Raw genomic sequence first — 21,995 nt, forward strand, 5'->3', positions numbered from 1 at the left:
TATGTAAAAAGCTGATTATCTTACATAATTTCAATGTGAGGCGAAATTGGTTTATCAAAAATCCCTTTTAAAATGATAAGGAATTCTACTTAAAAAAGTATTAAATTAGCTTTCATTATAAAATGTAAATTCAAGTTATGCTTAAGAGAATAGTAGTTGTTTCCGGAATTGTACTTGCCGTTATTTTGGCTTTCAGATATTGTGAATTCAAAAAAAATGATGATGACGGAATTGAGTATAATACAAATCTCATTCAGCAGCAAATCTTAAATGTTGGCAAATTAGTTGTTACTGAGGGGCATTTTTCTGAAGTCATCACTTATAAAAACCAGCAGAAATATTTCATGAATATGATTTCGTTTGAGAAGAAAGCACTTGTTGTCGTAAACGCAAATGTTACAGTTGCCTACGATTTACATAAAATGAAATATGATATTGATGAAAAAAATAAAACGATTACCATTCTTACTATTCCGAAAGAAGAAATTACCATCAATCCCGATATTCAGTTTTATGATGTGGAACAAAGTAAACTAAACCCTTTTACAGGAGATGATTACAATAAAATCAACAAGTCAGTGAAGGCGAATCTGGCTAAGAAAATCGATAAATCAACACTTAAAACAAACGCACAAAACCGATTAATAAGTGAATTATCCAAGATTTTGATTATGACCAATTCTATGGGATGGAAACTTCAGTATAATGGAAAAACGATTGAATCTGAGAGTGAGTTGAATCAGGATTTGAAGTTGTAAAGAAAAAATCTCGCAAAGTCGCAAAGTCGCAAAGTTTCTAAATGTATTTGCTTTGCGACTTTGAGAGATTAAAAAATCTTCGTGTAATATTTTAAACCGTTTCCTTATCAAAAATCAAATCCAAACCACCGGAAATTAAATGCGCCACTTCAGGACGTTTTATTTTCAATTGTTCTAAATGATTTAATACTTCCTGTAAAAGCTGTTTTTCATCAGAATCTTTCAAAAGTTCTGTAATTTCAACAGCAAGCAGCCAGTCGTTTGGATGATTATTTTTTAATTTTTCAAAAACCGATCGTAGTTCAGATTTAGAACCTTTATTATCGCGAATGTTCCGAACAGTCGAATATAAAAATTCCAAATCATCGCGTTCATCTGTATGTTTTGCTTTGATGGTTTTAGAAGCCGGAACAATATTAACCAGATCGAAGCTATTTACATCGGCCGGACCGGAAAATGCCGAAACTACTTTTTTGCCAATAGCCATATCATAATTGCCCCATTCCGGCTGGAACAGAATCGTTTCGCCATGTGTTACGGTACAATTTTTAAAACTAATTAAGATAATTTCTCCATGCAGATTTCTTGAACCTGTAATGATGTCGCCTTCTACAACAATATTACCTTCAAATTCCAATTTTACAGTTTCGCTTTCAACAATGCTGTACGCCTGTAAATCTTTCGGACTCATATCTTCAATAGCCAGATTAAAGCCTTTCAGTTTTCCAATTGGGCTTCCAAATCCTTGTGGGTGTGTCAAAGTTCCGTGACCGACTAATTCTTTCTCACGGTACGATAAGGCGGTTTTTCCGGTTGTCTGAATGTAAACCGGTTTTCCTTCTTCTTCGATAACATTAGTGAAAATACCTGAAATTTGTAAACCGGTACTCAGCTCAATCGTTCCCAAAGCATTTGATTGGATTAGCTTCTGAATTCCGGAAAGGCCTCCGGTTCGTAAAGCCATTTTATTAGCAAATTCTTCTAAAATCAGACTCAGGTGCGAAAATGTAGGCGTTACATACAACTGAGGCTGTAACTGTGTGATATCAAAATTCTGATTTGCAGCAGAAATGTCATAAGGGATTTTCTTCACATTATCGGTCATACAATGAGCACTTTCACCAATTGAAGAAAGCAGTCCAGCACCATAAATTTTAGGGTTTTCTATCGTTCCAATTAAGCCATATTCTACTGTCCACCAGTGTAGGTTTCGAATTTGGGCCATTTCAGACAATTCGCCCATGTTTTTTTGTAAATCGGCAACTGCTTTTTCAGCTTCCTCGATTTTTTCTTGTGATGTATCTTCGGCTTCTTTTAAAATCGAAAGCAGTCGGATCGCTTCATACATCTGATAATCTTTATAGGATGAGATTGCTTTACATCCAATTTCTCCAAAGCGTCTTAAATATTCAGCATATTCCGGATTCGCAATGATAGGGGCGTGACCGGCACCTTCATGAATAATATCCGGTGCAGGAGTATATTCAATATGCTCTAATTGTCTGATATCAGAAGCAATAACCAAAACATTATACGCCTGAAATTCCATGAAAGCATTGGGTGGAATAAACCCGTCAACAGCAACGGCAGCCCAGCCAATCTCGGTCAGGATTCGGTTCATGCCGTACATGCTCGGAATAGAATCAATTTCGATTCCGGTTTTTTTCAAACCATCCAGATAAGAATGATGTGCTACTTTTGATAAATAATCTACATTTTTACGCATTACGTAACGCCAAACCGCCTGATTAATGGGCGTATAATCGCTGTAATCCTGAGGTTTGATGAATTGCTTTAAATGTTTGGGCAATCTTTCTAATAACGGATTTGTTTCAATATTTGGATTCATTTGGAAAAACTGTAGGTTGAAATGTAAAATTACAAATTTGAGGTATTGAAAATGACTTTTATACTATTTAATTTAAATAAAAAGCGTCTTTTGTTAGTGAATTGTTAGTTTTTGTCACTCGCATGGTTTAGAATATTTCTTCAATACGTATTATTTTATGAGGGGTAAATTAGAACTGAAAAAATAACAATAAAATACTTAGTTTTACAAAAAGTATATTTAAGGTATTCATAAGTATGAAAGTTTTGTTGATCATTTTAATAATAGCTGTGTTCGCCTTTTTAGGTATAAGGTATTTTTTATTCCGAATAGGAGATCATGTAAATAATAAAGTCTCCGATTCGTATTTTTATCATTACAGAAAAAATTTGATTGTGCATTCTCCAATGGGCAATTGGTTTGAATTGGGATATTTTGAATCTGATGCTGATGTTGAATCTTTTCAGCCCATAAACAGGGATTTTGGAAAAGATAAAAAGGATGTTTTCTGGAAAGGAAGAAAGCAAGCTGTTGATTATGCAACTTTTCAGGTAGATGCTTCCGGAATTATTAAGGATAAAAACCATGTTTATACTACGAACGGAAAAGAATATAATTTTTTAGGAATTATAGAAGGAGCAGATCCTAAAAGTTATCAACTGCTGGATTCCTCACTTCCGGATTATAAGCGGATTAGCTGGTTCAGGGATGCTAATGCAATTTTCTACAGGGGTAAAAAAACAGAAGGAGATCCGTTAACTTTTAAACCTTTGAACGATGCAATTGCTATAGACGCAAATTACATTTATTCGATTATTCATCAAAGAGGAGACGGTTTGTATGCTTTTGAAGTTGATGAAGTAATCCGAAAACATAAAAGAGTTGAAGGTGAAATCAAGGTTGTTAACGAATCATACGTCCAAATCGGAAATGCTGTAGTTTCTGCTTTTACCAAAGATGAATTTACGCTGCATACTTTCGAAACTATTAAAACTACCAAAGCAATTGATTATTATACAATAGTGATTAACGATACCTTGATTTACAAAGGAATAGTATATCCAGAAATTGATATTCAATCTTTTGAGCCATTAGATTATGGCTACTGCAAAGACAGGAAAAATGTGTATTATTCAGGCAAAAAAATAACCGGTGCTGCTATTTCAGCTTTTGAAATCCTCTCGCCGGATTATGCCAAAGACAGTAAAAACGTATTTTACAAAAATAGTATTGTTGAAAAAGCAGATCCAAAAACATTTAAAAGGACTTCTGAAAATGATATTTGGGAGGACGGAACAAATAATTTCAGAAATGGAAAAATTCTTGATAGAAAATTGAAATAAATTTAGAGTTATGAAAATAACGACTGTTCTAACAATCGTTATTTTCATAATTTATTTTCTCCATTTTATCCTCGTAAGTTTCAGTTTCTTTTTTGGTCATACGCACTTCCTTCAAGGTTACTTTTAATTGTTTTTTACTGTCAGGACTGATCCATAATCCATTAAAATTTGTTCCTTCCTTCTTTAAAATCATAACTCCTGAAAATCCATGTTCGACTAATATAAGTTGGTTTTCATTCTTTTTATTTTGAGTAATGTCTAATTGTATCCAGCTGCCGGATTTGTCATAGCGGTACATTGATGTGTACATTAAATCTGCGGTACAAGGATTTTCTTCTTCTTTTATATAAAATGTTACGGCTATTTTTCCGTCAATAGTGCCTTTGTAAAGCATACTTTTGGCAGATTGTGCCTTTGTGGTGACAGCAAAGAAGATACAAAGAAGAAGAATTAGTTTTTTCATATTTTAAGTAAATTGTTATTTTAAAATTATTGCAATTTATTGATTTGCCTGATTTCTGAAATATTCAATTTTATAATTGAACATATAAGCCATATTGGCAGCACGCAATTTAGCTTCTTCTGCTAATTTTCCAAAAAATAAAGAATCAACAGTTTCGGTGAAAATTTCCATCCAGCGGTCAAAATGAGATTGATTTACAGGTAATTGTTTGTGTGGCGGAAAAGGGCTTCCGGAATAGGTATGCTCTTCTAAAAGTAATGTCTGCCAGAAGCGGTACATTTTCTCTAGATGCTCCGGCCATCTTCCTATCATTTTTTGATTAAAAATAGGTCCGATCAAATCGTCGTTTTGTACTTTTTCGTAAAATGTATTGACTAAAAGTTTTATGTCTTCTATGTTTGAAATATCCTGGAGTGCCATGTTTTTTAATTAAATTTTTGAGTTGCAAAAATACGATATAGCGCCTTTTTTATTTGCTGATATTTATCATAGCGGTATATTTTTTACTTCTCGCGCTAACAAGCAGTTTGGAACTAAATTAAGTACATCATTCGGGTTTGCCAAATCTTCCAAATGCAAAACCAACTTCAAATTAAGTATAAAACCCAAACTGCTTTTAGCGTGTTTTATGTGCAGTTGCTATATTCGTTTTGCTTCCCTTTTTGTATATGTAATCCAAGATTTATCAAATCCCAAAGCATTTAAAACTTCTTGCTTATTAAGAATTTCGGGTTTCTTTATCTTTATGATTAAGGCTTTCTCCGGAACATTTTCTGTAATTGTAAATTGAGAACCATGAGGTTGCCATGTGAAGGTTTGCTCATTAGTTTTTTTATTTATTCCAATTAAATTACCTCTTACATTCCATTCCCAATTATAAAGTTCATGGTCGTATCGAATAGTGTCAAATTCAAATACTACAACTTCTGATAAGTCATTTGACTTAATCAAGATGATTGTTCTTAAATGTTTGTATTTTTCTCGTATTGAAGAAACTCTTTCGTTCCAAATTTCGAGTACTAACTCGCCAATTAATTTTGGGTCAGCTTTTCTGTCACTTCTTTCTCCAAAAGAATAATTAGGAGAATTACGACCAGATATTAACCTGATTTTTTTGACTGAAGATGGATTGGTCGCCTTTACAGATTTTGCACCCCAAGCAGTATTTCCCATAACTACGTCGTCCAATCCAACGTTTGATGGTTTCCAATGAGCACCAATACATTCCGCAAACATACTTTCCCAATCTGAACCCTCAAGTTCAGGTTTTCCTTTTGATGCCAGTAAATAAATAATTTCTTTTCCAAGTAATAATGGAAAATCTTTTGGAAATTCATTAAGCGGAAACGCAGGCACAGATTTATTTACCGTTCTTAATTTTGGAGTTCTGTTATTTTCCATAGTTAACTTCTTCGTAGTCTCTTAAAACGGAGGTCATATCCATAGTTGTTGCAACATATGGAAGTAATTTTAAAATTACAGCTTTTACTAAATTGACAGGAACGGCATTCCCTGCTTGTCTTTTCGCTTGCCCATCAGAAACAACAATTTTGTAATTATCAGGAAATCCTTGTAAACGAAACATTTCTCTCGGTGTTAACCTTCTTTCCCCATTTACAAGTAAATAATTATGGGAAGCTCCAGAACGTAAAGCGCAGGAATACGGATAAGAGCAAATATTTCCCGATTTGTTTTCATGCCAAATAGAAAGATTATATGCTGACTTATGCTTATTTTTTCTTTTTTCTAATATCATTTCAGATGCATAATATTTGGCATCTACTTTTCTTTCTAAAATTTCACTTAATGGTTTGAAAGGTCTAATTGGTGAGGGAAAATTAAATAAAATAGGGTCTTTATGTCCTACTATTATTATTCTTTCTCTTTTTTGAGGAAGTCCAAAATCAAGTGCATTTAGCACAGCAAATCTAACGCTGTAACCTAACTCTTTTTCGAGAACATTTACAATAGTTTTTAATGTATTTCCACCATCATGCCCAAAGAGTTGTTTAACATTTTCCAAAACAAATGCTTTTGGTTTTTTGTGCTTTAAAATTCTAGCAATATCAAAAAACAAAGTTCCTCTAACATCGTCGAATCCTTTCATTTTGCCTATTATGCTAAATGATTGGCAAGGAAAACCCGCGAATAAAATATCATGGTCAGGTATATCTTTCTCGTCAATTTTTGTAATATCTCCAAACGGTCTTTCTCCAAAATTGGCTTCATAGCTATCTTGACAAAAACTATCAATATCGGATGAAAAAACGCACTCAGGAATTAAGTCGTTTTCAATACACGCTTGATTCATTGCAGTCCTAAATCCACCAATTCCACAAAATAAATCAATAAATTTTATTTTTTCCATTTTCCTAAACTTTAGTTCAAAAATAACATTTTAACTCTTAATAAAAATGTAAGACTTGTTTATTTGTTGACATCTTTTCAACCTAGTATTTTCTCGTTAAAGGCAATTTTACATAACTAACCAATTAACTGGGTAAATAAATTGGGATTATCATTCAGATATTGAAATTCAAATCCGTTTTGGATCATATTCAGTTTAATATTCAGTATGTCTTTTTTGTTTTTTAATTCTAGTCCAACGACAACAGAACCCATTTCACGACTCGTTTTCTTAGCAAACTGAAAATAAGTAATATCATCATCAGGGCCTAAAATGTTGTTCACGAATTCTTTTAAAGCACCTGGACGCTGTGGAAACTGAATCATAAAATAATGCATTAACCCTTCATAAAGCAAAGAACGTTCTTTTATTTCGGCTGTTCTTTCAATATCATTATTGCTTCCGCTCACGACGCAAACAACTGTTTTTCCTTTAATTTTGTCTTTGTAAAAATCTAAAGCAGCAATTGTCAAAGCACCTGCCGGCTCAACTACCATAGCTTCTTCATTGTACAATCGTAAAATAGTGGTACAGACTTTTCCTTCGGGAACCAGGATAATATCTTCCAGATTATAACGACAGATTTCAAAAGTTTTGTCTCCCACTTGTTTTACAGCGGCACCATCCACAAATTTATCGATTGTTTTTAAGGCTGTATTTTTATTTTCTTCAATCGAAGTTTTCATAGAAGGAGCGCCTTTTGGCTCAACACCAATTATTTTGGTATTCGGACTTAAATGTTTAAAAACCTCAGATAAACCAGAAGCCAGTCCGCCGCCGCCAATTGGAACAAAAACATAATCAATAGGCTCTTTGTGATTTTCGAGTATTTCTAAACCAACCGTTCCCTGACCTGCAATTACTTTTTCATCATCAAAAGGATGAATGAATATTTTATGATTTTTGATGGCATCTGCAGTGGCAGAAGCGTAAGCATCATCAAAAGTATCTCCTGTCAGTACAATTTCAACGAACGATTTCCCGAACAATTGTACTTGTTTAACTTTTTGTTTGGGAGTAGTTTTTGGCATATAAATTTTGCCTTTTATCTGCAGTAAATTACAGGAATAAGCAACACCCTGGGCATGATTTCCGGCACTGGCGCAAATCACTCCAATTTGTTTTTCAGCATCAGTCAACGAAGAAATTTTGTTGTAAGCCCCTCTGATTTTATACGAACGGACAATTTGCAGATCTTCTCTTTTTAATAAAATAGTTGCTTTAAATTCGTCTGAAAGATTTAGGTTTTGTGTCAGCGGTGTTGCAGCAACTACGTTTTCGAGCTGCTTTTTGGCATGTAATACTTCGTTGAATAGATCCATTTGTTTGTTTTTTTTGCCACGAATTACAGAAATTGCACTAATTTTTAATTGTAGTAAGGAAAAATAATTCTTGCAATTCGTATAATTTGTGGTTAACTTTTTTAATTGTTTAAATAAAAAAACCTCCCGGTTCTGGGAGGTTTCATAAATTGTATTGTTTACTTTTTAATATAACACCTCGCCATTACTGCTGAATTGCAATAATGCTGATAATAGTGATAATGATGTTATTAAAGTTTGTCATTTACTGTTGTCTGAAGAGCAAATGTATAATTATTTTTTTACCTGAGGAGGATACTGCGCTAAAATTTTATTTACAAATTCAGCAATTCTTTCATCTTTTTTATCGATGTTTCGGGTTAAAACCCCAATTCCTTCTCCCTGCCAGATCATTTCTTTCTTTTTGGCATCAATCAGATCGATGTATAAAGTACCTTCGGTAGAAGTTGATACGGTAGTTTGGTTTCCTCCATACATCATCCATGGATTCCATCCCCATCCCCATCCATAACCCCATCCGGCGTTAAATTGGTTTACATCAACCTGCTCTCTTGATTTTGTAAAAATGTTCACCAGCAAATCAGGTTTTTCACTTTTTGTGAAACCTTTAGACTGCATTTCTGTATCAATTGCATGAAGGATACGTCTTTTATCCAAATCAGAAATCTCGACTTTATCAATTCCGGGTTTGAAGAAGGCATAGGTTTTGTAAGGCGTAAAATCGACATTTTTATCGTAATCAGAATAAACAGTAATACTGCTGCATGAACTAAGGATCAATAACAGCAAAATCGGAACTAATTTGAATGTTTTCATAATTTTATAGAATTAAATGTTTTGTTTATAGTAAGCTTTCGTCAACCATGTTGGGTAAAGTTACTTTCAATAACGGCTGAACTTTCATGGCACGTTTTATTGCAAAAACGGCACCTTCGTTTCGGGCCCAGCTTCGTCTTGAAATGCCGTTGTTTACATCCCAGAATAGCATTGAAGCTAAACGTTTTGAAGCCTCTGTAGAACCATCAAGAACCATACCAAATCCGCCATTTATAACCTCTCCCCAGCCAACGCCGCCACCGTTATGAATCGATACCCATGTTGCTCCCCTGAAGCTGTCTCCAATTACATTATGAATCGCCATATCGGCCGTAAAACGGGATCCGTCATAAATATTTGAAGTCTCTCTGTATGGCGAATCGGTTCCCGAAACGTCATGATGATCACGGCCTAAAACCACTGCACCAATTTCACCTTTTGCAATTGCCTGATTAAAAGCTTCTGCAATTTTGATTCTACCTTCGGCATCAGCATATAAAATTCGTGCCTGAGAACCTACAACGAGTTTGTTTTCCTGTGCACCTTTGATCCATTTGATGTTATCCTGCATTTGCTGCTGAATTTCATCTGGAGCCGTTTTTGCCATTTCTTCTAAAACCTGCGAAGCGATTGCATCGGTTTTTAATAAATCTTCCCGTTTTCCAGAAGTACAAACCCAGCGGAAAGGTCCAAATCCGTAATCGAAACACATTGGTCCCATAATATCCTGAACATAACTTGGATATTTAAAATCGATATTGTTTTCTGCCATAACATCTGCACCAGCGCGGGAAGCTTCTAATAAAAAGGCATTTCCGTAATCGAAAAAGTACGTTCCTTTTGCTGTATGTTTGTTGATGGCATCCGCATGACGACGCAAACTTTCCTGAACTTTTTCTTTGAATAAATCCGGATTTTCAGCCATCATTTTGTTAGCATCTTCAAATGAAATTCCAACCGGATAATAACCGCCGGCCCATGGATTGTGAAGAGAAGTCTGGTCTGAACCTAAATCAATTTTGATATTTTCCTGATCGAATCGTTCCCAAACGTCAACCACATTTCCTAAATAGGCGATCGAAACTGTTTCTTTTTTGGCTTTCGCCGAAGCTACTCTGGCAACCAATTCTTCAGTTGAGGTCACAACTTCATTTATCCATCCCTGCTCGTGACGGATTTTAGTAATCTTCGGATTTACTTCGGCGCAGACCGTAATACAACCGGCAATATTTCCTGCTTTTGGCTGTGCGCCAGACATTCCGCCAAGACCCGAAGTTACGAATAAACTACCTTCAGGATTTTGTTTTATTTTTCTAAAACCATTCAGAACCGTAATCGTGGTTCCGTGTACAATCCCTTGCGGGCCAATATACATATAACTTCCAGCCGTCATTTGTCCGTATTGCGAAACTCCAAGAGCATTCATTTTTTCCCAATCATCAGGTTTAGAATAATTCGGGATTACCATTCCATTTGTCACAACAACTCTTGGCGCTTCTTTATGCGAAGGAAATAATCCCATTGGATGACCGGAATACATTGTTAAAGTCTGCTCATCTGTCATTTCAGACAAATACTGCATCGTCAGTAAATATTGTGCCCAGTTTTGAAAAACGGCTCCGTTTCCGCCATACGTTATCAATTCATGCGGATGTTGTGCAACAGCATAATCCAAATTGTTCTGAATCATGTGCATAATCGCTTTTGCCTGTAATGATTTTCCCGGATATTCATCAATTGGTCTTGCGTACATTTTATATTCCGGACGAAGACGATACATATAAATACGACCGTAAGTTTCTAATTCTTCTGAAAATTCCGGAAGTAATTCGGTGTGATGTTTTGGATCAAAATAACGCAAAGCATTTTTCAATGCCAGCTTTTTTTCTTCAGCCGAAAGAATTTCTTTTCGTTTCGGAGCATGATTAATAGCCGGATCGTATGCCTGTTTTGGAGGTAATATAGAAGGTATTCCTTGTTGTATTTGTTCTTTGAAAGTCATTTTTTAAGGTACTGAGTTGCTAAGGTATTTTAGTTAAATTAACAACAGATTAATTTTTTGTCCTAATTTTCAAATATGCTGCTCCGTGGAATTTGGAATTTTAAAAAATTGGAATTTATTTTAATTATCTAATTTTCAAATTACCACATTTTCTAATTTAAGAATATACTTCCTCATTTACACAAAACGGCATTTTTTTATTCTCAAAAAGTGCAATTATATTTTGTGCAGCGCAAACTGCCATTCCGTTTCTCGCTTCGTAAGTTGCAGAACCAATATGGGGTAAAACACAACAATTTGGAAGCGACAATAGCGGATTGTCAGATTTCATAGGTTCCGGATTCGTAACGTCAAGTCCTGCTCCCCAAATTATATTATTCGTTAAGGCATTAAACAAATCGTTTTCATTTTGAAATTTCCCTCTCGCTGTATTAATGAAAATCGCATTAGATTTCATCTTAGCAAAAGTGTTTTTATTGAAAAGTTCATTGTTTTCAGCACTGTAATTAGAATGAATGCTTAAAACATCACTTTCGGAAAGTAAAGTTTCAAAATCTACATATTTTGCATCTAATTCTTTTTCAGCTTCTTCATTGTGAGAACGATTATGGTAAATGATATTCATTCCGAATGCGGCTTTACATTTTTTAGCCATTTCAAAACCAATTCTGCCTAAACCGAAAATCCCAAGCGTTTTGCCATAAAGTTCTTGTCCTAAATTGGCTAACGGATCAAAACTTGCCCAGTTATCATTTAGAATTCTTTTGTGATTGAAAAATGATTTCCTGGCCACGCTTTGCATCAATAAAAAAGCAACATCTGAAGTTGCTCTGCTCAAAACATCAGGCGTATTTCCAACAGGAATTTTTCTGCTGTTTGCCGAAGTTATATCAACAGCATCAAATCCAACAGAAAATAAAGCAATACCTTTTAAATTTGGACACTGCTCAAAAAAATCTTCGTCTAAATTATTGGTTCCAACATTCAGCAGCGCATCATGTTCTTGACAGATTTTTATAAACGCTGCTCTTGATAAAACACTTTCTGTTGGATTTATCGTTAAGTTGATGCCTTTTTCCTGAAGCATTTTAATGCCGGTTTCGGGTATATTTTTATTTATAAAAACGTTCATCTTGCGGTCATCTAATTTTTATTTATTCTGCCTGTTTTTTTATCATACCCGTAAGGACAATGACGACAGCCGCTTTTGCAGCAGTAACCACGTTTTAAATGGTGTTTTTCAGTAAAGCACTTATAACCTTCGGGCGTATAGTAAAAATCTTCGCCTTCGATTAATTTATTTTCATTACTTTGCTCTTTCATAAACTATTTTGTGTCAATTGGCGTTTCATTTAAATTGAAAAAACAATTAATCGATTGTGATTTTATTGAAATCGAACAATTTTATAACTACAAATTTATAAATTTTACAGCCAATGTTTCTGATTGTTGCTAAATATTTAATTCCGAAAGGATATCGTGGAATGGCTGTTTTTCCCTTCATTTTAGTCAAATATTATAAAGATCAGGTAAATGCTGTTTTTGTAAATCACGAAAAAATACATTTAAGACAGCAAATAGAAATGTTGATTCTACCTTTTTTTATCTGGTATATTTTAGAATTTTTTATTCGTTTGATTCAATACAAAAACACAGATTTAGCTTATAGGAATATTAGTTTTGAAAGAGAGGCATACGAAAATGAAACTAATTTTAACTATCTGAAAAACCGCTCTTTTTTTCAGTTCTTGCAATACATAAAATTAAATGAACCCCGTTTTTAATCAGCCCATAAATATTGAGTTTTCAAAAGACATCTCTTTGATCATAAAGCGTGAAGATATGATTCATCCTTTTGTATCAGGAAATAAGTTCAGAAAACTGAAATACAATTTGCTTCAGGCGAAAACCGAAAACAAAACGACTTTATTGACTTTTGGCGGTGCTTTTTCAAATCACATTGCAGCGGTGGCTTATGCCGGAAAAGAGCAGGGATTTAAAACAATCGGAGTCATTCGCGGAGACGAACTTGAAGATAAAATTGAAGAAAATCCAACCCTCAAATTCGCTCATGAAAACGGAATGGAATTTGAATTTGTGTCAAGAGAAAATTATCGTTTAAAAAGTGAAGCATCTTATATCGAAAATTTAAAATCGAAATTTGGAGATTTTTATTTGGTTCCCGAAGGCGGTACAAACGAACTGGCCGTGAAAGGCTGTGAAGAGATTTTGACTGATGAGGATTCGGTTTTTGATTATGTTTGCTGCGCAGTTGGAACGGGTGGTACGATTTCCGGATTAATAAATAGCGCGTTGCCCAATCAGAAAATTTTAGGTTTTCCGGCGTTAAAAGGTGATTTTTTAAAAGATGAAATTCGTATTTTTGCAAAAAAAGATAACTGGAATTTAATTTCTGACTATCATTTTGGAGGTTATGGCAAGATAAATTTAGAATTAATTGAATTTATCAATGCTTTTTTTGAAGAAAATAAAGTGCCCTTAGATCCAATTTATACTGGAAAGATGGTTTTTGGCGTTATAGATTTAATCCATAAAAACTATTTTCCTGCACATTCAAAAATTTTACTCATTCATACCGGTGGATTACAGGGAATTAATGGAATGAATTTAAAATTGAAGCAGAAAAAATTACCAATACTCAAAATTGATGCTTAAAAAAATAATTACACTCTTCGTAGTCGCAGTATTGGCAAGCTGTTCTTCCAGCAAGCCTACTATCGCAACCACTAAAAAACAGGCAGCGGCTCAAAGACCCAGAACAGCTTCAACTAAAAAGGGAGTTACTTCCAGACCAACTGCAAAATATCCTTCTACAAATAACACAACTGAGGTTATTCAATCGACTTCAAAAACTGTCGTTACAAGCAGTTTAATAACCGATTATGTTTTGCAATACAAAGATATTGCCATGGGAAACATGAAAACATACGGTATTCCGGCAAGTATTATTCTGGCTCAGGGAATCCTGGAGTCGGGAGCAGGTCGAGGAGATCTGGCGTTATCAGCAAATAATCATTTCGGAATAAAATGCCACAATGACTGGCTTGGGGAAAGTATTCGCCATGACGATGATTCGTCTCAGGAATGTTTTAGAAAATATAAAGAACCATCAGAATCCTACCGGGATCATGCTTTATTTTTGGTTGGTAAAAACCGATATGCCGTTTTGTTTACTTACGAAAAAGACGATTATAAAGCCTGGTCAAAAGGGCTGAGGGCTTGTGGGTATGCGACAGATCCCAATTATCCTGACAAGTTGATTAGTTATATTGAACGTTATAATCTGCATCAGTACGACTGTCAGGTTACAGGGAAAAGCTACACGGCAATTAATAAGTCAGCACCGGTAAAGAGTTCGTCTTCGTCTTCAGTTTCAAATTCAGACGATCCGAGTTTATACGAAGTCCAGAAAGGAGATACTTTGTATTCGATATCCAAAAAATTCAACATATTGGTTGATGATCTGAAACAAAAAAATAATTTGACTGATAATGCACTATCGATAGGGCAAAAGCTCAAAGTGAAATAATTTAATTGTAATTATAATGAAAAAGAAAATCGTAATTGGAGTTTTTATTCTTGCAATAGGAATAATAATTCGATTTTTTTCCGGAGTTTACCAGCATGATGAATTTGGAGAAAATCATTTTTTTATAAAACATAGACCAATTTGGAAATGGTATTTTTACTCTCCTCAGGGAATGTCTGATTTAAAATTTGAAAATCTTTCAAAAGAAAAACAAACCGAACAAAAATATTTTAATGAATATATAAAAGACAGAAGTCTTAGTTTGTAATATTAAAATTTAATAATCTAAGAAGTCTAAAGATCTAATAATCTAAAAAAAATGATTTATAAAAGAAGTAGTCAGCTTTTTGCTGAAGCAGAAAAAGTAATTCCGGGAGGCGTAAATTCACCAGTAAGAGCCTTTAAAGCCGTTGGTGGAACCCCTGTTTTTGTAAAAAGTGCCAAAGGAGCATATTTATATGATGAAGACGGAAATAAATTAATTGATTATATCAACTCCTGGGGACCAATGGTTTTGGGGCACGCTTATCAGCCGGTTGTGGATGCGGTAATCGAAAAAGCTAAACTAGGAACTTCATTTGGAATGCCAACTGAACTGGAAACAGAAATTGCTGCTTTAGCGGTTTCAATGGTTCCGAATATTGATAAAATCCGTTTTGTGAATTCAGGTACAGAAGCTTGTATGAGTGCGATTCGTCTGGCTCGAGGCTTTACAAAGAGAGATAAAATCATCAAATTTGCAGGCTGCTACCATGGTCATTCTGATTCCTTTTTGATTCAGGCAGGCAGCGGAGCCGTAACTTTTGGTTCACCAAACAGTCCCGGAGTTACAGAAGGAACCGCAAAAGATACTTTATTGGCGAAATACAATGATTTAGAGAATGTAAAAACGCTAATTGAAGCTAATAAAAATGAAATTGCAGCGATCATTATTGAACCCGTTGCCGGAAATATGGGCTGTATTCCACCTCAAAAAGGTTTCTTGCAAGGCTTAAGAGAATTGTGCACAGCAAACGGAATTTTACTGATTTTTGATGAGGTAATGACAGGTTTCCGTTTGGCAAAAGGAGGAGTTCAGGAATTGTATAATATCAACGCTGATATTGTGACTTTCGGAAAAGTAATCGGTGGCGGTTTGCCAGTAGGAGCATTTGCAGCACGTGAAGAAATCATGAATTATTTAGCACCGCTCGGACCGGTTTATCAGGCTGGAACATTATCCGGAAATCCGTTGGCAATGGCTGCCGGATTAGCAATGTTACAGGCTTTAAATAATGATTCGTCAATTTTTACCCGTTTAGAAGAAAAAACAGCTTATCTGGAAGCAGGAATTGACAGGGTTTTAAAAGCAAATAATGTTGTTTTCACAATCAACAGAGTTGGCTCTATGATTTCGGTACACTTTGATGTCAATCCGGTTACTGATTTTCAATCAGCTGCAAAAGGAGACAACGAAACGTTTAAGAAATTCTTCCACGGTTTATTGCAGGAAGGGGTTTATATTGCGCCATCGGCATATGAAACCTGGTTTATCACAGATGCTTTGACATATGAAGATTTAGATTTTACGATCAATGCAATTGATAAGGTTTCTAAAACTTTCTGATAAAAAGATTAGGCCTTAAGTGCGAACTGTCTGTACATATCCTTTATTATATTGATAAAAGAACAGATTAGTTATCCCAATTTTAAAAAACAAGCGATTGAGAACATAATTTAGTATTCTCAATCGCTTGTTTACTTATACGGTTTTCATGCAATTAGCAAGGAATTTAGAAGTGGTATGTCTTAAATGACTTGCATCATGTTACTATTTCTGGCGATTGTCAATTTTATCCTTTTAAAATAATAAAGGCTATCTTTTGGACAGCCTTTAAAAACTAATTAAAAATAAAAAAATCAATAAGAATTACAAATCAGGAACTGACTTATAAAAATTCTTATTTTGCTTTCATAAGTACCTGTACATTGTTAGATTTTTTTAAAGAGCTAACGATGAAATCTTTGAGGTCTTTTGCAGTTAGGGTGCTTAAAGTATTTTTTAGAGTTTCTGTATCTTGAGGTTCTTCGTTATTTCGAACATAAGAAGTCAAAACATTCAGCCAGTAATTATTTTGTTTGATTTGTTCCTGATGATTTTTCAGAATAGACTGCTTGATGTCTTCCAGCATATTTGCAGGAATATTTTCAGTCTGAACTCTTGCAAGCTCGGCATGAATAATTTTCACTAAAGCATCTGCTTTATCAGGGTTACAATCGAAATTAATTTCTAAAGAAAATAATGGAGAAGGAGTCTGAGACAAACTGGTTCCAACCTGAACCCCGTAACTACCGCCTTCTTCTTCACGGATAGTTTCTAAATAACGCTTTTTAAGCCATTCAGATAACATATAACTTAAGATTTTGTTCTTTTTATTATACACAACATCTTTATTTTCCAGATGAAGATAAACCGTAGTTTTTGGCGTATCCATCGTTCTTATAATCGTTTTTTCTACTTTTCCGTCTTTCATAAAAAATTTATGATCCACATATTTTTCTGTTTTTTCGTTTGCCGCAATATTTCCTAAATAGGTGTTAATTAAAGGAATGTCTTGCTCTGAAATGTTTCCTATGAATAAAAAGGTAAAATCTCCTGCATTTGAGAAACGTTCTGTGTAGAGTTTTTTAGCTTTATTTAAATCGAGTGCATTGATGAAATCTTGTGTTAATAGCCAGTTACGTTTGCTGTAATTAGTATTTAAATTTGAAATCGTATCATTTAAAGCCTTGTCGTTACTGTTTGGGGCATTATTCAATTTATTTTCATACTGTTCTTTTATTTTATCGAAAGTACTGTTGTCAAATCTCGGATGCTGGAAATACAAGTAAGTAAGCTGTAACAAAGTCGTAAGCGATTCTTTGTTACTGGTTCCGTTAAAGCCTTCATACAAACCACCAATATACGGACTCACAGTGGCAGTTTTACCCGTTAGTTTCTTTTTTAAATCGGTAAATTTGTAATCTCCTAAACCAGAAAATGTCGCCAGGCTGGCTGCAATTTGAGCCGAAGGAAGGTCTTTCCAGTCAGCCAGAGAATTTCCTCCAGCGCTGTAAGCAGTAAACAAAATTTGATCTTTACTCAAATCAGTAGGATAAATAATCACTTTTGCACCGTTTGCCAAAGTGTATTTTTTTGCATTCGTGAAAGCCTTAATATCTTCTGTTTTTACAATTGGTTTTTCTGTCAATTGCTCTTTTACCAGCGAAGCCGTTAATTCTTCTTCTTTGTACGGTTCTAATTTTGTGTTAGAAATAGTTTTGATAGCATTCCAGTATTCATTTGCTTCTGGGAATTTTGTTGCTGCATCTTCCGGAGCAGAAACCGATAACACTAAATTATCTTTTGGATTTAGCGATTTAAAAGCACTATTTACCTCAGCTAAAGTAACATTGTCTAAGAAAGCATTAATCCATTCGTGTTCAGCTTCAACAGAAAAAACCGGATTGGCTTCTAAAAAATATAACTGTAATTGTTCTGCCCAGTAACTGTTCCCAATTTTATCTTTATTTGTTAAACGATTGTCGTAGCTGGTGCGCATTTTAGTTTTCAAACGGTCTAATTCCGTCTGAGTGAACCCATTTTGAATAGCTCTTTCAAATTCTCTGTAGGCTTCGGAAAAAGCTTCTGTGAATTTTCCTTTTTTCGGATTAACGATCAGTGAAAATTTGCTGTCTAATCTCGAAAGATTATCATTTGAAACTCCAAATGCCAAACCTGCTGTTTCATTATTTATGATGTATTCGTTAAAACGAGTATTCATCATCTGCAGTGCCAGATTTTCCTGCATGCTTTTGATCATTTCTGCCTGATCCTGAACTAAAGGTTTCGATTTGTTGTATGAAAGAGAAATTCCAGAACGCTGTAATTCTTTGTCAGTAGCCAAAACGTAACGATTTTCTTTCTGTACCGGAATTGTTTCGTATTCTCTTTTATTGATTTTTTTTGGAGTCGGTATCGAACTGAAAATCTCTTTAACACGTTTTTCAATTAAAGCGACGTCAATATCTCCTACTATTACGACAGCCTGATTTTGAGGCTGGTACCATTTTTTGTAATAATCCCTTAATACCTGATACTTGAAATTATTGATCACATTTAAATCTCCAATTACATTTCGTTTCGCATATTTTGAACCTTCAAATACAACTTTATTAATTTTTTCTCCCGTCCTGTAATCTGCATTTCTTCTGGTACGCCATTCTTCACGAATTACACCTCTTTCTGCATCAATTTCGTTATTGGCAAGCAGGAGAGAACCCGACCAGTCGTGCAGTACGTACATGCAGGAATCTAATAAAGTTTTGTTTCCTGAAGGAACATTGCTGATGTTGTAAACCGTTTCGTCGTAAGCCGTGTAAGCGTTGATATCTTTTCCAAAAGAAACACCTTGTTTTTCTAACATATTGATGATTCCTTTTCCTTTAAAATGCTCAGTTCCGTTAAAAGCCATATGTTCTAAGAAATGTGCTAATCCATCCTGATCATCATTTTCCAGAATAGCTCCAACGTTTTGAACAAAATAGAAATCAGCCCTGTCTTTAGGCCATTCATTGTGCATGATAAAATATTGCATTCCGTTTCGAAGCGTTCCGTGTGCAACTTCTTTTGGCAGCGGAAAAGTAGTTTTAAACTGCGCTGAAACCTGAGATAGCCCCAGAATCAGGAAATACGCCAGAATTAATTTTGTTTTCATTTGATAATTATTGTTCTTTTTTGATTGAATTTTGATTTGAAAAAAGTATAAGAAGTACATGCTGTTGATTTGAAGGTCTCATAAGAAACCTTCAAATAACAGTTTTACTGAACGCAAATTTGTAAAATCTGCGTTTAAATAATTGAGTATTTTAGAAAAATTTACATCCAGTCCGGGCGTGAAGCACCTTTTAAATAGAAATCAAAATACTGCTGCATTTTTTGTGTCCAGTCTTTTTTATTGGCAGCATCTTCTAAAGTATGTCCTTCTTTTTTATAATTAAGCAATAAAGCCGGTTTGCCTAAACGGCGAAGCGCAAAAAACAAAGATTGTCCTTCCTGATAAGGCACTGCTCGGTCATTATCATTGTGAAAAATAAGGATTGGGGTTTTGATGTCTTTAGCCGAAAAAATAGGCGAATTTTTGATGTATCCGTCCAGATTTTCGTGCATTGCACTTCCCATACGATATTGATCGACTTCGTATTTAAACATCGTCGAAATACCATTAGATCGCATCACAGGATAATTGGCAGTAAAGTTGCTTACTCCGGAGCCAACAATTGCACAGCTGAACAAATCTGTTTTTGTAGTTAAGAAAGAAGTTTCATAACCCCCAAAACTATGTCCCTGAATTCCAATTTTGCCTTTCTCGGTAATGCCATTTGAAATTAAATATTCAACGCCACTGATGACGTCATTGTAAACGCTGTTTCCAACATCACCATAAGTGTAATGCACATCTGGCTGAAAAACAATATAACCCTGACTTACGAAAGTTGGAATATCAACATTAGAAGTACTCAATTCAGGTAGATGATACTGATTAAATGCTTCGGTATGTTTTTCATAAAAATGAACAATTACAGGATATGTTTTTTTGCTGTCATAGTTCTCCGGAAGGTATAGGTTTCCCTGGTTTTCTTTTCCGCTAAAACTTTTCCATGTAAGCAATTTTGCAGTTCCCCACGCATAATCTTTCTGCTGTGGATTAATGTCGGTAATTCTTTGCTGTGATTTTAAATTTTCTGTTCCCCACCATAAATCCGGAAAAATAGTATAGCTTTTTTTAGAAAATAAAACACTTGAATTATCTCCTGAAACGGCTTCAATATGTACGGTGTATTCTGAATTAGCAAATAATTTGGTAACAGCGTTCGCATCAACTAATTTGTAAACACCTGTGGATTTATATTTTGTATCGAAACCACTTAAAGTAATGGATTTTCTGTTGTCTAAATTTCCAATAAAACCTTGTTCTCCATATCGCAGTTCAGTTTTGTTATTTCTGCCATACTGCTGTGTTATCGAATATGCCTTTTTTTGATTGGTCAGGTCAATGGCCCACATATCAAACTGATCGTATAAAACGACTGTGTTTCCGTTATTTAACCAGCCTGCGATTCCGTAAGCAGTATTCGCCGATTTCATATCTACGTTATCATCTGAAACTGGAAAAGGAATTTGAGAACTAATATCTTTGAATTGCATAGAATTGCTGTCAAAAACCGTCCATACTTTTTCTTTTTCATCATAAAAAACAGCAAAACTTCCCTGTGAGTTCCAGATTGGAGTTCCAAAAACGCCTGTCAGTACTTTTGTAGATTTTCCTGTTTCGGCATCAACCCAGTAAATATCATTACGTTCGTTAAAAGTCCAGTCCACTTCTACAGTATAAGGTTTCTTATCTATACCAAAAACACCTTTATAGTTACCGGATTCTGATATTGAGACCTGATCAAATTCGCCAGTTGATGCAACTTTAATTACTTTTTTGTTTTGGATATCATATAGAAATTTCTGCTCGCTTGGAAGTGTTTTTGAGTTTCGCAACAATTCTTGTCTGCGCTCCATAGTGCCCTGATCTGATTTCCAGATTTCGACTCCGGATTTTTTTGCTATCTGCTTATTTTCCGGACGCTTATTAGAATTTACTGATAATGTGATAAAACGACTGTTTTCATTCAACCCGTATGCTGTTTTTGAAACCGAATAGCCAGGGTCACTTAATTTAATGTCATCATAATTGAATACGGCTTTTGTTGCGTTATTATTCAGGTTAAAATAATAAACCAGATTAAAATCGGCACTATTATTTCCTTTTAAGGTAAAGGTTCCGCCGTTTTCTTTATCGTTTAATTGAAAATCCCCAAACTCAGAAGCTTTACCGCTGTAGATGGTTTCTTGTTTACCGCCTGGGATTCCATGTTTTAACGATATCTGATCTTTGTCAATCTGGGTATACACAAATGAATTGTTTTTCAAAAAGCGGGATGATTTGATGTTCTTTACAGCAATACTGTCATTGCTTTCTAAATTGTAACAAACCAGACGCTGCAAAAAAAACGGTCCTTTTTCAGCTTCTGGACGAGTATAATATAAGAAATCAGTTCCTTCAAGAGCATTGGTGGAATGCTTGTTTTTCCAAAGTCTTTTTACTCCTGTTTTTAAATTCTGAAGCAATGTACTATCGTTTTTAGTGTACTGTATCCAGTCTTTTTTTCCGATGAATTTCAGATCATTGGTATTATCAAAAACCAAACGTTTTCCTTTTGGAGCCTGTTGAACAATAACCTGCTTTTTGTTTTCTTTTCCTTCATCCTGAAATACGGTATTATAGGATATCCACTTTCCATTATAGGATAAAGATTTACTGTCAATTCTCTCCCATGACTGATAAGCCGATTCGTCAACTGTTTTTTTCTGTGCAAATAAACTATATACACTCAAAGCGAATGTACATAGTAAGAATATTTTTTTCATATAATTAA

General features: G+C 34.6%; 19 protein-coding genes. 7 read left to right on the forward strand and 12 right to left on the reverse strand.

What is annotated here, in order from left to right:
- The first annotated feature begins 137 nt into the window (after positions 1-137).
- Positions 138-758 carry a DUF4230 domain-containing protein gene (locus OZP09_RS17430; protein WP_281309734.1) on the forward strand — a complete coding sequence of 207 codons (621 nt, stop codon included), beginning with the start codon at positions 138-140 and terminating at the stop codon, positions 756-758.
- 91 nt (positions 759-849) lie between these two features.
- Here OZP09_RS17430 and OZP09_RS17435 read toward each other — a convergent pair whose 3' ends face one another.
- The gene (locus OZP09_RS17435; RefSeq protein WP_269234950.1) at positions 850-2,607 is read right to left on the reverse strand and encodes an aromatic amino acid hydroxylase; all 1,758 of its coding nucleotides are present in this window, start codon (positions 2,605-2,607) and stop codon (positions 850-852) included.
- Between the two features lie 236 nt (positions 2,608-2,843).
- On the opposite strand from OZP09_RS17435, the gene OZP09_RS17440 reads away from it, so the two are divergent.
- Positions 2,844-3,929 carry a DKNYY domain-containing protein gene (locus OZP09_RS17440; RefSeq protein WP_432419438.1) on the forward strand — a complete coding sequence of 362 codons (1,086 nt, stop codon included), beginning with the start codon at positions 2,844-2,846 and terminating at the stop codon, positions 3,927-3,929.
- A 28-nt stretch (positions 3,930-3,957) separates the two neighbouring features.
- Here OZP09_RS17440 and OZP09_RS17445 read toward each other — a convergent pair whose 3' ends face one another.
- The 9 genes from OZP09_RS17445 to OZP09_RS17485 all read right to left on the reverse strand — a co-directional run bounded on the left by OZP09_RS17445 (position 3,958) and on the right by OZP09_RS17485 (position 12,262).
- Entirely contained in the window at positions 3,958-4,392 is a 435-nt protein-coding gene (locus OZP09_RS17445; protein ID WP_269234952.1) for a hypothetical protein, read from the reverse strand.
- 36 nt (positions 4,393-4,428) lie between these two features.
- Positions 4,429-4,812 (reverse strand): group III truncated hemoglobin, encoded by a 384-nt coding sequence (locus OZP09_RS17450; RefSeq protein WP_269234953.1) that lies wholly within the window; start codon positions 4,810-4,812, stop codon positions 4,429-4,431.
- Between the two features lie 219 nt (positions 4,813-5,031).
- On the reverse strand, positions 5,032-5,793 hold the full coding sequence (locus OZP09_RS17455; protein WP_269234954.1) for a hypothetical protein: 762 nt from the start codon (positions 5,791-5,793) through the stop codon (positions 5,032-5,034).
- Entirely contained in the window at positions 5,783-6,760 is a 978-nt protein-coding gene (dcm, locus tag OZP09_RS17460) for a DNA (cytosine-5-)-methyltransferase (RefSeq protein ID WP_269234955.1), read from the reverse strand. Before dcm ends, OZP09_RS17455 begins: the two co-directional genes overlap by 11 nt.
- Before the next feature lie 116 nt (positions 6,761-6,876).
- Entirely contained in the window at positions 6,877-8,121 is a 1,245-nt protein-coding gene (ilvA, locus tag OZP09_RS17465) for a threonine ammonia-lyase IlvA (RefSeq protein WP_269234956.1), read from the reverse strand.
- 273 nt (positions 8,122-8,394) lie between these two features.
- Positions 8,395-8,937 (reverse strand): DUF4136 domain-containing protein, encoded by a 543-nt coding sequence (locus tag OZP09_RS17470; RefSeq protein WP_269234957.1) that lies wholly within the window; start codon positions 8,935-8,937, stop codon positions 8,395-8,397.
- A 25-nt stretch (positions 8,938-8,962) separates the two neighbouring features.
- Entirely contained in the window at positions 8,963-10,939 is a 1,977-nt protein-coding gene (hutU, locus tag OZP09_RS17475) for a urocanate hydratase (RefSeq protein ID WP_269234958.1), read from the reverse strand.
- 157 nt (positions 10,940-11,096) lie between these two features.
- Positions 11,097-12,071: a 2-hydroxyacid dehydrogenase gene (locus OZP09_RS17480; protein ID WP_269234959.1), complete on the reverse strand. Its 975-nt coding sequence runs from the start codon at positions 12,069-12,071 to the stop codon at positions 11,097-11,099.
- A gap of 11 nt (positions 12,072-12,082) precedes the next feature.
- Positions 12,083-12,262, reverse strand: coding sequence for a C1orf53 family protein (locus tag OZP09_RS17485; protein WP_095928730.1), 180 nt, complete (start codon positions 12,260-12,262; stop codon positions 12,083-12,085).
- 113 nt (positions 12,263-12,375) lie between these two features.
- Between OZP09_RS17485 and OZP09_RS17490 the strand changes: the two genes are divergently transcribed.
- Genes OZP09_RS17490 through hemL form a run of 5 tightly spaced genes read left to right on the forward strand, consistent with a single transcriptional unit; the run spans position 12,376 to position 16,095 of the window.
- Positions 12,376-12,723 (forward strand): hypothetical protein, encoded by a 348-nt coding sequence (locus OZP09_RS17490; protein WP_269234960.1) that lies wholly within the window; start codon positions 12,376-12,378, stop codon positions 12,721-12,723.
- Positions 12,707-13,615 carry a 1-aminocyclopropane-1-carboxylate deaminase/D-cysteine desulfhydrase gene (locus OZP09_RS17495; RefSeq protein WP_269234961.1) on the forward strand — a complete coding sequence of 303 codons (909 nt, stop codon included), beginning with the start codon at positions 12,707-12,709 and terminating at the stop codon, positions 13,613-13,615. The genes OZP09_RS17490 and OZP09_RS17495 overlap by 17 nt, the downstream gene beginning before the upstream one ends.
- On the forward strand, positions 13,608-14,489 hold the full coding sequence (locus tag OZP09_RS17500; protein WP_269234962.1) for a glucosaminidase domain-containing protein: 882 nt from the start codon (positions 13,608-13,610) through the stop codon (positions 14,487-14,489). The genes OZP09_RS17495 and OZP09_RS17500 overlap by 8 nt, the downstream gene beginning before the upstream one ends.
- 16 nt (positions 14,490-14,505) lie before the next feature.
- Positions 14,506-14,757 carry a hypothetical protein gene (locus OZP09_RS17505; RefSeq protein ID WP_269234963.1) on the forward strand — a complete coding sequence of 84 codons (252 nt, stop codon included), beginning with the start codon at positions 14,506-14,508 and terminating at the stop codon, positions 14,755-14,757.
- 51 nt (positions 14,758-14,808) lie between these two features.
- Entirely contained in the window at positions 14,809-16,095 is a 1,287-nt protein-coding gene (gene hemL, locus OZP09_RS17510) for a glutamate-1-semialdehyde 2,1-aminomutase (RefSeq protein WP_269234964.1), read from the forward strand.
- A gap of 334 nt (positions 16,096-16,429) precedes the next feature.
- Here the strand turns inward: hemL and OZP09_RS17515 are convergent, their stop codons facing one another.
- Both OZP09_RS17515 and OZP09_RS17520 read right to left on the reverse strand, forming a co-directional pair.
- The gene (locus OZP09_RS17515; protein WP_269234965.1) at positions 16,430-19,225 is read right to left on the reverse strand and encodes a M16 family metallopeptidase; all 2,796 of its coding nucleotides are present in this window, start codon (positions 19,223-19,225) and stop codon (positions 16,430-16,432) included.
- 161 nt (positions 19,226-19,386) lie between these two features.
- A complete protein-coding gene (locus tag OZP09_RS17520; protein ID WP_281309735.1) occupies positions 19,387-21,987 on the reverse strand; it encodes an alpha/beta hydrolase family protein in 2,601 nt (866 codons plus the stop codon).
- Between the last annotated feature and the right edge of the window lie 8 nt (positions 21,988-21,995).

The sequence above is a fragment of the Flavobacterium flavigenum genome (assembly GCF_027111255.2).
Lineage (GTDB): Bacteria > Bacteroidota > Bacteroidia > Flavobacteriales > Flavobacteriaceae > Flavobacterium > Flavobacterium flavigenum.